The sequence below is a fragment of the uncultured Senegalimassilia sp. genome (assembly GCF_934636665.1).
GTDB lineage: Bacteria > Actinomycetota > Coriobacteriia > Coriobacteriales > Eggerthellaceae > Senegalimassilia.
In genome coordinates this window covers 26,648-39,033 of the sequence record NZ_CAKUAT010000010.1, presented here as the reverse complement: position 1 = coordinate 39,033, position 12,386 = coordinate 26,648, and the positions used below count along the sequence as shown (strand labels likewise).

Genomic DNA, 12,386 nt, shown 5'->3' with positions numbered 1-12,386 from the left:
GAACTCCCTTTTTTTGTCAGATGTGAGCGGGGTGTACCTGTGAAACGAAGGGGGTTCCGCCACGAGCAAGATCACGAAATGCGAAGGGAGCTCCTGATAAGGGAGCTCCCTATTTCTTCCGGCAGGCGCAATTTCTCTTTCTTCCAGCAAGTGTAGGATGTTCCTGCTTCCGGCAAGCGTAGGTTCTTCCTGGGAAACGAAGGGAGCTCCCATATGGGAGCTCCCTTCGTTTCGCGATGAGCCACGCCGTCTTCACAACGTTTTGGCTCGCTTGTCGTTCTCGATCATGCGCGTCGTGCTGAGCGGCGGGTTTACTTGACGGCGGATTCTGCGATCTGCTTTCCGGTCTTGTAATCAACCCAGCCCTCCGGCATGCTTGCCGCGGCATCGTTATGGCACTGCGTGCACTGCATCACCGATGCGCGATGCGATTTATGGCAATCGCTGCAGTTTGCTTCGCCGTGATGGTTGCTATGCGGGTTGAACGCTTTGTCTGCAGTTGCCTTCATCAAGTCCTCGCGCGTGGAGATCTCGGTGCCGCTCGCATCGGTATGGCAGCCGCTTTTCAGGCAGAAGGCGGCTTCGTCGCTTGCGTTCTGCCCGGAATTCTCCTGCAAAGTGGAAATGCTGGCTTCGGAAAGCGGGTAGTAATAATCGCCTGTGATAGTCTCGGTCACCTCTCCGATTTGCTGAGTGATGCTCGGTACGTGGCACGACAGGCATTCCACGCCGGCTTCTTTATGCGTGACCACCAACATGGCGTTCGAGTTCGTCACGTCGTTGCCCCATTTGTCCGCCGCTTGCGTGTTAGGTTGCGCTTCGTACGTTGCCACGTACGTGCTCATGGGCGTATGGCACACGCCGCAAAAACCCGGCGTGTTGTGCCATGTCCAAAAACCGATGCCCGCCAGCACCACAACTGCAACGACGATACCCGCGATCAGCGGTTTATTGTTCTTCTTGCCGCGCGCGTCTGCGCTGTTCGTCGGCTTCTCCATGGTGTGCTCCTTTTGTCTCGGTTCAAATGAGACGCTGAGCGCCCGGAGGGAGTGGAGGGCGCTCAGCTGAGTGGGGGAATGATCCGTCCGGCGGCGTTTCAACGAGAACGGTTGCTTTCAACGCCTACCCGAAGGTAATGAGTTTTTACAGTTCGGCCACGTACTTGCCGATCACGTAGCCCTGCGTGTGGGCACGGCCAAGGGACAAGCCCGGCATCCACATGGTGTAGTCGACGCCGGCGAAGAAGTTGCCGGCAACGTTGCCGATGGCGAACAGGCCGGGAATCGGCTCCTCGGTGCCATCCTTGAGCACCTGCATGTGCTTATCGACGTTCACGCCGGACACGATGGCCGATACGCGAACGTGGCGATGGATGCCGTAGAACGGCGGGGTATCGATGGGCGTGAGCCACTTCGCTTGCTTGCCGAAGTCCTCGTCGCTGCCCTTCGCAACCAGCTCGTTGTAGCGCTCGACGGCCTTCTTGAATGCGGCGGCGTCGGTGATGCCCAGCTTCTTGGCAAGCTCATCAAGCGTATCTGCCTTAAACGTTGCGATTTGCCCCTCGTAAACGCCCTTTTTCTCGCCAGGCTCTTCGGGCATGTATGCCTTGATGGCCTCCTGATCGAACAGCTTGCCCGGCCAGTTTGCAGCCGTCTCGGTGTAGTTGTTGTCGAAGATCTGGCAGTAGTTGCCTTGATCGGCGTCGCTGCGCAGGAAGTTGTTCATAAGCGACATGCCGCAGGTTTCATCGCAGAAGCGCGTGCCGTCCATCTTCACAGCCAAAAACGGCATATCGCACATGGAGCCCGGACCGCCGTCGAAGTCGTGCAGCATCTTGGTATGACCGAGGTCCTCCATCGCGCCGCCGGCCCAAATGGCCATCTTGTGTCCGTCGCCGGTCTTGTTCGTCTGCTTGCGGCCGAGGTGCTTCAGGTCCGGAAGATAGTAGTTCACCATCTCATCGTCGTTTTGGTAATCGCCGGCAGCCAGGATAACGCCCTTTTTCGCGTTGAACTGGATGTTGCCCTCGGCGCCCTTGGCGATAACGCCCGTGATGCCCGATGCGTCGCCCACCAGCTGCTTCGCTTCGGTGGAGTAGAAGAAGTCGACGCCCTGCTTTTCCGCGTACTCGGCCAACGTCTTCATGCCTTCGCCGGTATTGTAGGGCTTCGGACCGAAGTCGATGGACAAGTAGTTCATCTCGTAGTCGTTGACCTTTGCAATGCTCGACGTCCACTTCTTCGTGGTGTCGGAGACCTGCGCGCCGCATTGCTGTGCCAGGTTGAACAACCATGTGATGGCCTCGCCGGAGTTCTTCGCCCACAGCTCCACCTGTTCACGCTTAGCGCGGAAATCATGCTCGGAAATCAGTTTAGAAACCACGGCTTCGACGCCGGCGGGATCGGACTTGTCGAGCAGGATGCCCGTTGCGGTGTTGCCTTGCGAGATGGCGGTGCTTTCCTTCTGGATGACGGCGACGCTTGCGCCCGCTTCCTTGGCGGTGATGGCGGCAGGGACGCCTGCGGCGCCAGCGCCCACGATCACGACGTCGTAGTCCTTCGTGGTTTTCACGTCCTTGATCGGCTCGGGCGCGCTCAGGAAGCTCGGAAGCCCTGCGCGCTCGTGGCCCGCCGCGGTGGTTGCGGCGGTCGAGCCGCCGTTTGCCGCCTTGCCTGAATCGGATGCGCTCGATGCCGCTTTCGGTGCGCAGCCGCCCAGAAGCGATGCTCCCGCGACGCCTGCTGCCGCCAGCCCGCTCATCTTGAGCAGATCGCGACGCGACATTTCCTTGGACATGAGAAACTCCTTTCGGTATGCGAGCCCCGCATCTTGCTTGCATGCTCAACGGGGCAGAGCAACGATCCCTTCGCCCTCCAAAACTCGTTGCTGTGCCCTGCACAATATCTTCACAAACGCGTCGATTCATCAGCCTCTTGGGAAATCGGGGGGACTATTTCCATAACCCCTCCGAATAACCCGCTCCTGAACAGGCAATACTCGCGCTATCGTTTCCGCCTGCATTAGCGTTGCACCTAAGAGGTCGTATACAATTGAGGAAGGGAGAGGGGGTTATATAGATATATAACCCCATTGGATGAGGTGATGGGGGATAGCTGTGCATGGTTCGAATGTAGCGGCGCAGAATGTGGCGCAGGCGAAGCCATCGAGCGGCGATCAGGTGCAAGAGAAGAAGGCGCACCGTCCTTTGCGTGATGTGCTGGTGCCTATCCCGTTGGCATTTCTAGGGTTGGGCATCTACCGCGCCTGGATAGAGATTACCTTCGTGGGGTCGTTCGTCAGCTTCCCGGCTTTTTCCGTTTCCACGCGCGATTTGTTCGATTTCACCGCTATCGTCGAAATGCTGGCGTGCGTGGCGCTTGCGCGTAGAATCGGCCCGCTGTTCAGCAGAAGCCGGGTGTATATCCTTTGCGGCTGTTTCATGCTGTCGTCCACCGTGCTGCTGTTTGCGTCGTATTTCATGCCATCGCTCGCGTCGCAGCTTGGCGTTGCGAGTTCGGTTCTCGGCGGTTTGGGCCTGGGCTTGATCATCTTGATCTTCAGCGAGTTGTATGGATGCTTGAACCCTATTCGCGTGACGCTGTATTACGCATCGTCCCTGGCATTCGGTGCGCTGATCGTATATGTGTACATGGGCTTTAAGATGCCGTGGTTGTTTGCTATGACGACGTTGCTTCCCGTAGCGGCCCTGCTGTGCGCTCGACACGGTTTCGAGTTGCTGCCCGAAGGCGAACGGCCGCAGAAAACGTGGGTGAGCGTCTCCGTGCCGTGGAAGATCATGCTGCTCATGGGCTTCTTCGCGTTTTCGTACGGCATTATCGAATCGAGCGCTTACCGGGGCGCGTTCGGACCGCATTCGTCGCCGGGAACGTTTATCGTGGCCGTGCTCGTGGTTATCGGCGTGTTGGTGCAACGCGACAAATTTGATTTCAACGTGCTTTGCCGCATCGCGTTGCCGCTGACGGTGGTTGCGCTGTTCTCCATTTCCGTGTTCGGTTTCGCCGATGACGTGTTCGGCGGGTATTGCGTGGCAGGTGGCTACACCGCGTTCACCATCCTGATCATGGTGCTGTGCTCGAACCTGTGCTATCGCTATGGCGTGTCGGCGATATGGCTGTTCGGAATAGAGCGCAGCCTTCGCCTTTCATTCATGTTTCTGGGTCGGTGCGTGTATGAATACGGGTCGATGGTCGATGTCGGCGGTGTGCGCGGCACCACTATCGCCATCGGCATAGCTATCGTTGCTGTGATCATGGGAACGTTTGTGCTGCTGTCTCAAAAGGAGCTTTCCAGTAAATGGGGCGCGACGTTTCTCGATGGTCCGCAGGCGGATGGTCAGGCGGTGCGCAAGCAGGAGACCGTCGATCGCTGCGAGCTTTTAGCGAAGCGGTTCGGGCTGACGTCGCGCGAGACTGAGGTGCTTATGCTCCTGGCGCAACGTAAGACCGTCGGGCAGATCGAGCGCGAGCTGTTCATCGCTAACGGTACGGCGAAAGCGCACGTGCGCCACGTGTATCAGAAGTTCGATATCCATTCGCGTGAGGAGCTGTTCGACCTGATCGGTATCGATGGGCTGCAAAGCAACGTGGACGTTCCGGCCGAAGAGCTCTCCGCGGGCAAGCGCGCCTGATCGGCGCTGCGCTATCGCTCGATGGGGCGCAGCTGCGTGAGGGTGCTCAGACGCTCGGCCTCTTCGCGTTGCTGCAGGTCGGCCATCACCACGTGCCCGGCCATGGCGATATCGCGGCACTTCTCGGGGGCAAGGCGGCTCCACAGGTACTGCGTGGCAATGCGGTCCACGCCCGCGATCACCACGTCCTGCATATGGCGCCCCTCGTCGGTGCAGGCCACGTACACTGCCTTGCGGTCGTCGGGGGCGCTCATGCGCTCGACCCAGCCGCGTTCGGCCAGGCGGTCGGTCGCGCGCACGGCGGTGGCGCTTGTGAGCTTTAGCTGCCGCGCCAGGTCTACGATGCGCATGGGATAGCCCACCTCGCCCAAGCGCTGCAGCACGCGGCATTCGCTGAAGGTGGCGCCGTCGCAGGATTCCTCCAAGGCCTTCTCTATGCGCTTTCGCAGCACTTCGAAGGAAGCCAGGGCGCGGGAGGCGAAGAACTTGCGCGACATCTCGCGGGACAGCGGCGGCTCGATGGTGGCGCCGGCCATGACGGCGGCCTCGCAGATCGAGCGGAACGGCGCGGTTTGGGTGGGGAAGATGCGGTAGAGCTGGGCGATGATGGCGGGGTTGGCCTGTTCGATGTGCTTGATGCCGGATTCGAGCACGCGCACGCGGCTTCCTCGTTTCCCGGGCGTGTGGATGCGCTCGACGAAGCCGGCGTCCTCTAGCGTATTGACCGCATGGGTGATCACGTTGGGCTTCAAATCCAATATGATGCCCAGATTCTTCTGTCCGATGGGCTCGGGCTCGGCGGCGGCAAGCTTCACGAGCACGCGATACTGCGTGCAGTTCAGGCAGCTAGCTTCGCGAAGGCCTTCCTTCAGGCCCTCGTGGGCAAGCTCGAACGCTACGAAAAACGTTGAATCCAGAAGATACTTCCCGGGTTTACGGTATTCGGTCGAGGTATCGCTCATGACGGCCTTTCGTGTCATCAAATCGTTGCACTGGTGAACCATGATACTTCTTTCTCCCCGTCTGTGGCTTATTCGTTTCATGTCCGCATCAACCTTTCCACAATTCGTCGCCACGGAGTTCGTCGGCCGCCAAGCTTTACGCTCCGAGCCGCGGGGCGCCTGTGGCGCGGTATACTGGTTGCATGCCTGAAACTTGATGGTCGGGAGGGTAGCCATGAACATCGTCCATCGCGAGGACCAGCAGCTGCGCGAGCATGCGCTCTTGAGCGCGGATGCGGCCAAGTCCGACGAGTCCGAGGGCCGTGCGCGCTCGGGCGAGCCGGATTTCCTGCGAACCGAATTCCAACGCGATCGCGATAAGATCTTGCATTGCAAGAGCTTTCGCCGCCTGTCGCATAAAACCCAGGTGTTCCTGGCCGCCGAAGGCGATCATTTCCGTACGCGGCTTACCCATACCCTTGAGGTTGCGCAGATAGCGCGCACCATCGCCCGCGCCCTCGGGCTCAATGAGGACCTGGCAGAGGCCATCTCGCTCGGTCACGACTTGGGGCATACTCCCTTCGGCCATACGGGCGAGGCCGCCTTGGCGGGATGCTTGGCCCGTCACCGCGGCATCGACGTGGCGTCCGCCCAGGTAGCCGCCCAGTATCGGCATAACGAGCAGAGCCTTCGCGTAGTGGAGCGCATCGAGAACGACGGGCGGGGCCTGAACCTTACCGCCGAGGTGCGCGACGGCATCCTGCACCATACCGGGGCCATCCGCGCGGAAACGCTCGAGGGCCGCATCGTGGCCACCGCCGACCGCATCGCCTACGTCAACCACGACATCGACGACGCCATCCGTGCCGGCCTGCTCACCGAGGACGCGCTGCCCGCAAGCACGCACGAGGTGCTCGGGCCCGATCATTCCAGCCGCATCGAGCTTCTGGTGCGCGATATGGTGCAAACCTCGGCGGCCGTCGACGACATCGCGCTATCGGAGCCGGTGCGGGATGCCATGAGCGAGCTGCGCAGCTTCCTGTTCGCCAACGTTTACACCGCGCCGCAGGTGCTTGCCGAGGTGAACAAGGCCAAGTACCTGGTCTCTCAGCTGTTCGACTATTACGTGGACAACATCGAAGAGGTTCCCGAGGAATACCGCGCCATCGCCGAGGGCGACCGCCTGCAGGCCGTTACCGACTACATCGCCGGCATGACGGACCGGTATGCCACGGCTACCTTCAAGCGCCTGTTCGTGCCGCGCGATTTCATGAGGTAGCTTGCCGCCTGCCGGATTTGTCGATTCCCCCTCTTTCGCGCGAAAAGCAAGCCCTGTTTTCCCGATTCGCTTCGGGCTATAATCGTGCGGTTATGATACAGAGAAGCGACATACAACCGGCGGTGCAGGCCGCCATCCCCATCATGCTGGGCTATGTGGCCATCGGCATCCCCTGCGGCATATTGGAAGATTCCATCGGCATGAACGCCGTGCAGGTGTTCTTCCTTTCATGCATGTTCTATTCCGGAGCGGGTCAGTTCATGATCCCCAACATGTGGCTGGCGGGAAGCCCCCTGGCTTCCATCATCGCCAGCGTGTCTCTCGTGAACACGCGCCAGATGCTGTATTCGGCGTCTTTCGCACCTATGTGCGCCAATGAGCGCAAACGGCTCTCGTTTTTGTTCTCCGCCACGGTCACCGACGAGAGCTTCGGCGTGAACATGGCGAACTTCGCCACGGGAACGTGGAACGTGCCGCGCGCCACCATCGTCAATATCTGCTCGTGCAGCTCCTGGACGCTGTCCAACGTGGCCGGCGTGCTCATCGGAGGCGCGCTCGGCATCCCGCTCGCCATCGCCAGTTTCGCCATGACCAGCATCTTCATTTGCCTGCTGGTCACGCAGAACATCACGTTCGAGAACGTGGTCGCCGCCGTGGTGGCTATCGTGGGCGTGTTCACGTGCAAGGCCGTGGGCCTGGCCGGTCCCGCCATCCTGGTGGGCGCCATCCTGGGCGTGGTCGCCGCTATGCTCGTCTCCCAGGTGCGTCGTGGCCGCAGGGCCGAGGACGCCGCGCTCGAGGAGAAGATCGCGAAGGCCGCCGGGGAAGGGGATGATGCGCGATGAGCATGACCGACTTCTTCATCATCTTCGGCACGTGCCTGGTTACCATGCTGCTGTGTCGTTGCCTGCCGCTGTTCGTGCTGAAGGGCCGTAAGCTCCCCGAGGGCCTGGCTCGCGCGCTCGGGTTCATCCCGCCTGCGGCGTTCGCAGCGCTTGTGGCCAATGACCTGCTCTCGCCCGGCATGTTCGATGCGGGCGTGTGGCCCGCCGCCATGCCGCTTGTCGCCGCAGCGGTGGTGGTCGTGGTCGCGCGCAAGACCAAGTCGCTCCTATGGTGCGCCCTCGCCGGTTGCGCCAGCTATGCGCTGTTAGCGTTCTGCTTCGCCCCGGGCGCGGTGTAGGGAAGGGCATTCCCGTTTTTCCGGGTGGGCGCCTGTTCCCTCCATGGCGCTTTTCCTCTCTTGAATGGGCCTTAGCCTCCGGAAGGGGGTTCTCGGTTCGCTGACAAAACCGAAGCAATCAGGTGCGCTTGCGGCCCCGTCTTCAGAAAGGCGCTTTCCCAGACTCAGCCGTACATGTCCGGCTGAGTTCGATATTGAAACCAAGGTGTTCAGATGAACTTGCGATTCAAGCAGAAGCTGCCCTTTTGGCCTCGGTTGCGGAAATTAGTTGGCAAAACGCCCTTGTTTTGCCTGGTTTGATATAATCCCGCATCGTATATGTGCTAATGGGGACCATAAGCGTTCGCACTGGCGAAGCGGCCGAAGCGCCGATCGAAGGAAAGAATGGGGACATTATGAGCGAACTGCTTTCGCAGCTGATCACGCCTGAGATCCAAGCGGCGTTTTCCGTCGTGGTCGTGCTGCTTGCCATCTTGTACATCCTGTCTATCGTGTGGGTTGCCCGCGATGCTTATATGCGCGGCACCTATTGGTATGTGTGGGGTATCGTCGCCCTCGTCCCGCTCGTGGGCGTTGTAGCGTACTGCCTGCTGCGTCCGCCCCTGCTGCAGATCGACCGTGACGAGCAGGAGCTCGAGGTGGCCCTCAAGCAGCGCCAGCTCATGCACTATGGCGAATGCGCCAACTGCGGTTACCCCGTTGAGTCCGATTACGTGCTGTGCCCGAACTGCCATCAGCGCCTGAAGAACCTGTGCGGCCATTGCGGCCACGCCCTTGAGCCGGCATGGACGGTGTGCCCGTACTGCGCAAGCCCGGTCAGCGGTCAGCGTCAGGCGGCTCGCCGCGCCCCGCGCCAGCAGCGCCCGCAGCGACCGGCGCGCCCCGAGGAATAGGTTGACCCTTGTCGTACGCACGAGCCGTCCGATCGGACGGCTCGTTTTGCTTTTCGGCGCGCAAGGCCGCATCCGTTGCGGGCGTGCCGTGAATGCAGTGCAGGCGGCGGCGCGTGAAACTCCTATGCATGCGGCGGACCTTCATTTGGGATTCGCCGGTCTATGCGCTAGCATGGTGTGCGTCTGCATGCTATCTTTCTATAATCCCGTAAAACCGATGCGCAGGCGGTATGCACCTGCCCGGCTGAAGAAAGGAACGTATCATGGAAATCGTTTTGCCCGACGGCTCGAAGAAAACGCTGGACGCCGGGGCAACCGTTGCCGACGTGGCGGCTTCCATCGGCGCGGGCCTTGCGAAGGCCGCGCTTGCCGGTAAGATCGACGGCAAGCTCGTCGACCTGACCACCCCCGTTCACGATGGCGCCGCCGTCGAGATCATCACGGCGAAAAGCCCCGAGGCGCTGCATATCCTGCGCCATTCCTGCGCCCATATCATGGCCGAGGCCGTGCAGGAGTTGTTCCCCGGCACGCAGATCGCCTTCGGCCCTGCAACCGATGACGGCTACTTCTACGACTTCCTGCTGCCCGAGAACATCTCCTCCGACGACTTCGGCGCTATCGAGAAGAAGATGCAGCAGATCATCAAGGCCAACGAGCCCTTCGTCCGCGAGGTGGTCACCATCGACCAGGCGAAGGAGATTTTCGCCGACCAGCGCTTCAAGCTCGAGCACATCGACGACCTCACCGACGAGCAGATCACCATCTATCGTCACGGTTCCTTCGTGGACCTGTGCTCCGGCCCGCACATCCCGTCCGCCGGCAAGATCGGCGCCATCAAGCTCATGAAGCTGGCGGGCGCCTACTGGCGCGCCGACGCAAGCCGCGAGCAGCTGCAGCGCCTCTACGGCACGGCGTTCTTCAAGAAGGCCGAGCTTGACGAGTACCTGCACAACCTGGAAGAGGCCGAGAAGCGCGACCACCGCAAGATCGGCCGCGAGATGGACCTGTTCATGATGCGCGAGGAGGCCCCGGGCTTCCCGTTCTTCCTGCCCAACGGCATGGTGCTGAAGAACACGCTGCTCGACTACTGGCGCGAGATCCATCGCAAGGCCGGCTACGTCGAGATCTCCACGCCCATGATCATGAACAAGCAGCTGTGGATGACCTCCGGCCACTGGGATCACTATAAGGACAACATGTACTCCACCGTCATCGATGACGAGGAGTATTGCATCAAGCCGATGAACTGCCCCGGCGGCGTGCTCGTGTACGCGTCCCAGCCGCGCAGCTATCGCGACCTGCCCATCCGCGCCGGCGAGATCGGCACCGTGCATCGTCACGAGATGCGCGGCGCGCTGCACGGCCTGTTCCGCGTGCGCTGCTTCAACCAGGACGATGCGCACCTGTTCGTGCGCCCCGACCAGCTCACCGACGAGATCGTGGGCGTCGTGCGCCTTATCGATTCGGTGTACCAGCAGTTCGGCTTCAAGTACCATGTGGAGCTTTCCACCCGCCCCGACGACTCCATGGGCTCCGATGAGGATTGGGAGGCTGCGGAGAGCGGCCTGAAGACGGCTCTGGCCGAGCTTGGCATGGACTACGAGCTCAACGAGGGCGACGGCGCGTTCTACGGCCCGAAGATCGACTTCCACCTGGAGGATTCGCTCGGCCGTACGTGGCAGTGCGGCACCGTGCAGCTCGACTTCCAGATGCCGCTCAACTTCGGCCTGGAGTTCGTGGATCACGATGGCTCGAAGAAGCGCCCCATCATGCTGCATCGCGTGTGCTTTGGCTCCGTCGAGCGCTTCATCGGCATCCTCATCGAGCACTATGCGGGCAAGTTCCCCGTGTGGCTGGCTCCCACGCAGGTCAAGGTCCTGTGCGTGTCCGAGAAGTCCCGCGATTACGCGCATCAGGTTGCGGCGCAGCTGGAGGACGCGGGTATCCGCGTGGCGGTGGACGATCGCGACGCGAAGATCGGCTACAAGATCCGCGAGGCCCGCAGCATCGATCGCGTGCCCTACATGATCGTCGTCGGCGAGAAGGAGGCCGAGGAGGGCAACATCGCCGTGCGCGACCGCTCCAACGAGACGCATCCGTTCGAGACGGCCGACTTCATCGCGAAGGTGTGCGAGGAGATCCGCACCCGCGCATAACGCGGCATAGCGGCAGCATCGTCTGCTCGGCATGTTAGATCGCAGCCCCGCAAGGTTTGCTTTGCGGGGCTGTTCAAGTATATGGCGCGGAAGCCGTTTCGCGCACGAAAGGGGAAGGCATGCGCTCGGCTGCTTCCAGGTTGCATAAAGGGTTCTCGTTCGCGAAGCGCTTTCGGGAATGCAGCGATTGGATTTGCTGCGATGGTGCTGCATGGGCTGGACGCTGGGCGCAGTGGGCCCCGGGTGGGGCGGTGCGCGATCAGCCGTTCTCGCGTGTGGTGCTGGATTTGGGCTGTGGCAAGGGCGAGTACACCGTGGCCTGCGCGAAGATGCGCCCCGACGTGCTGTTCGTCGGTTTCGACGTGGATGCGGTGTGCACGCTTCGCGCCGCCGAGGCCGCTGCTGCTGCCGGCGTGGATAACGCGGTGTTCCTGATGGATGGTGTGCCGTCGTTTGGCGATGGGATCGAAGCGGGGATTGCCGACAGTGGCGCCGGCAACGGCAAGGACCTCCTGCGAGGCGAGGCCATCGCGTCGGCCGATCGCCAGCACGATGACGCATCGGGCGCCTGCGATGCGCAGGGTGGCGCGCGGGCGTTTGCCAAGCGCGTCGATCAGGCGCACGCTTCCCGTGCGTCCGAGGGTAAGGCCGCCCGTTCGGGCGCGCCCGCCGAAATCGACTTGTCGACCGTGTTCGTCTCGGGTGAGCTTTCGGCGCTGCTCATGAACTTCCCCACGCCGTTCCCGAAAAAGAAGAAGGCGCATCTGCGGCTGACCTACCTCGATCGTCTAATGGGGTATCGTTCGCTGCTCGCGCAGGGTGCGGGCATGCGCTTGCGCACCGATAGCCAGCCGCTGCGCGATTTCACCCTCACGCAGCTTGAGTTGGCGGGCTATGAGGTCACGTGGCGAAGCGATGACGTTCGGTCCGAGTTCCCCGACGAGCCTTGGAGCGCCTATGAGCGCAAGCTCACCGAGCAGGGCGCCTGCGCGTTCGGCATCGCGGCATGCCCCGGGCCTGCGCCCGAGCACGTGGAGCAGACGGCGCCGCTTTCGCTTGTCAGCTATCTGCCTGGCGATCTCGATCGGCTCGAGTACGTCCCGCACGGCATGCAGGGCTGCGTGGAGAACCTGCGTAACCGCAACGCCCGCGAGCGTGCCCGAGGCAAAAAGGAATTCCGCCCGCCGGTGATGTAATGGGCAGTCATCTGCGCCCCCAAACCGTCCGAGTTATTCGCGTCGCTAGAGGGCCTTCCTGAGCCGTTTTGCGCGATATTCGACGTCAAT

The 12,386-nt window shown here is 61.5% G+C and carries 10 protein-coding genes; 7 read left to right on the top strand and 3 right to left on the bottom strand.

Annotation, left to right across the window (positions count from 1 at the left end; genetic code table 11):
- Nucleotides 1-311: 311 nt before the first annotated feature.
- A complete protein-coding gene (locus Q0G75_RS05350) occupies nucleotides 312-998 on the bottom strand; it encodes a cytochrome c3 family protein (protein WP_294415438.1) in 687 nt (228 codons plus the stop codon).
- 145 nt (nucleotides 999-1,143) lie between these two features.
- On the bottom strand, nucleotides 1,144-2,796 hold the full coding sequence (locus Q0G75_RS05345) for an FAD-binding protein (RefSeq protein WP_294415440.1): 1,653 nt from the start codon (nucleotides 2,794-2,796) through the stop codon (nucleotides 1,144-1,146).
- Nucleotides 2,797-3,115: 319 nt separating this feature from the next.
- On the opposite strand from Q0G75_RS05345, the gene Q0G75_RS05340 reads away from it, so the two are divergent.
- Nucleotides 3,116-4,648 carry a helix-turn-helix transcriptional regulator gene (locus Q0G75_RS05340; protein WP_294415442.1) on the top strand — a complete coding sequence of 511 codons (1,533 nt, stop codon included), beginning with the start codon at nucleotides 3,116-3,118 and terminating at the stop codon, nucleotides 4,646-4,648.
- A gap of 11 nt (nucleotides 4,649-4,659) precedes the next feature.
- Here Q0G75_RS05340 and Q0G75_RS05335 read toward each other — a convergent pair whose 3' ends face one another.
- A complete protein-coding gene (locus tag Q0G75_RS05335; RefSeq protein WP_294415444.1) occupies nucleotides 4,660-5,652 on the bottom strand; it encodes a MarR family transcriptional regulator in 993 nt (330 codons plus the stop codon).
- A gap of 172 nt (nucleotides 5,653-5,824) precedes the next feature.
- On the opposite strand from Q0G75_RS05335, the gene Q0G75_RS05330 reads away from it, so the two are divergent.
- The 6 genes from Q0G75_RS05330 to Q0G75_RS05305 all read left to right on the top strand — a co-directional run bounded on the left by Q0G75_RS05330 (nucleotide 5,825) and on the right by Q0G75_RS05305 (nucleotide 12,296).
- Nucleotides 5,825-6,868 (top strand): deoxyguanosinetriphosphate triphosphohydrolase, encoded by a 1,044-nt coding sequence (locus Q0G75_RS05330; protein ID WP_294415446.1) that lies wholly within the window; start codon nucleotides 5,825-5,827, stop codon nucleotides 6,866-6,868.
- A gap of 92 nt (nucleotides 6,869-6,960) precedes the next feature.
- On the top strand, nucleotides 6,961-7,713 hold the full coding sequence (locus tag Q0G75_RS05325; protein WP_294415448.1) for an AzlC family ABC transporter permease: 753 nt from the start codon (nucleotides 6,961-6,963) through the stop codon (nucleotides 7,711-7,713).
- Entirely contained in the window at nucleotides 7,710-8,051 is a 342-nt protein-coding gene (locus Q0G75_RS05320) for an AzlD domain-containing protein (RefSeq protein WP_294415449.1), read from the top strand. The genes Q0G75_RS05325 and Q0G75_RS05320 overlap by 4 nt, the downstream gene beginning before the upstream one ends.
- Nucleotides 8,052-8,446: 395 nt before the next feature.
- On the top strand, nucleotides 8,447-8,944 hold the full coding sequence (locus Q0G75_RS05315; protein WP_294415452.1) for a zinc ribbon domain-containing protein: 498 nt from the start codon (nucleotides 8,447-8,449) through the stop codon (nucleotides 8,942-8,944).
- A gap of 263 nt (nucleotides 8,945-9,207) precedes the next feature.
- Nucleotides 9,208-11,100: a threonine--tRNA ligase gene (thrS, locus tag Q0G75_RS05310; protein ID WP_294415454.1), complete on the top strand. Its 1,893-nt coding sequence runs from the start codon at nucleotides 9,208-9,210 to the stop codon at nucleotides 11,098-11,100.
- A 119-nt stretch (nucleotides 11,101-11,219) separates the two neighbouring features.
- Entirely contained in the window at nucleotides 11,220-12,296 is a 1,077-nt protein-coding gene (locus Q0G75_RS05305; RefSeq protein ID WP_294415456.1) for a methyltransferase domain-containing protein, read from the top strand.
- Nucleotides 12,297-12,386: the final 90 nt, after the last annotated feature.

Bases quoted from the DNA above. Each gene is read 5' to 3' on its own strand.
- thrS (WP_294415454.1), top strand. From the start codon at position 9,208: ATGGAAATCGTTTTGCCCGACGGCTCGAAGAAAACGCTGGACGCCGGG.
- Q0G75_RS05305 (WP_294415456.1), top strand. From the start codon at position 11,220: ATGCGCTCGGCTGCTTCCAGGTTGCATAAAGGGTTCTCGTTCGCGAAG.
- Q0G75_RS05345 (WP_294415440.1), bottom strand. From the start codon at position 2,796: ATGTCCAAGGAAATGTCGCGTCGCGATCTGCTCAAGATGAGCGGGCTG.
- Q0G75_RS05325 (WP_294415448.1), top strand. From the start codon at position 6,961: ATGATACAGAGAAGCGACATACAACCGGCGGTGCAGGCCGCCATCCCC.
- Q0G75_RS05335 (WP_294415444.1), bottom strand. From the start codon at position 5,652: ATGGTTCACCAGTGCAACGATTTGATGACACGAAAGGCCGTCATGAGC.
- Q0G75_RS05320 (WP_294415449.1), top strand. From the start codon at position 7,710: ATGAGCATGACCGACTTCTTCATCATCTTCGGCACGTGCCTGGTTACC.
- Q0G75_RS05350 (WP_294415438.1), bottom strand. From the start codon at position 998: ATGGAGAAGCCGACGAACAGCGCAGACGCGCGCGGCAAGAAGAACAAT.
- Q0G75_RS05315 (WP_294415452.1), top strand. From the start codon at position 8,447: ATGAGCGAACTGCTTTCGCAGCTGATCACGCCTGAGATCCAAGCGGCG.
- Q0G75_RS05330 (WP_294415446.1), top strand. From the start codon at position 5,825: ATGAACATCGTCCATCGCGAGGACCAGCAGCTGCGCGAGCATGCGCTC.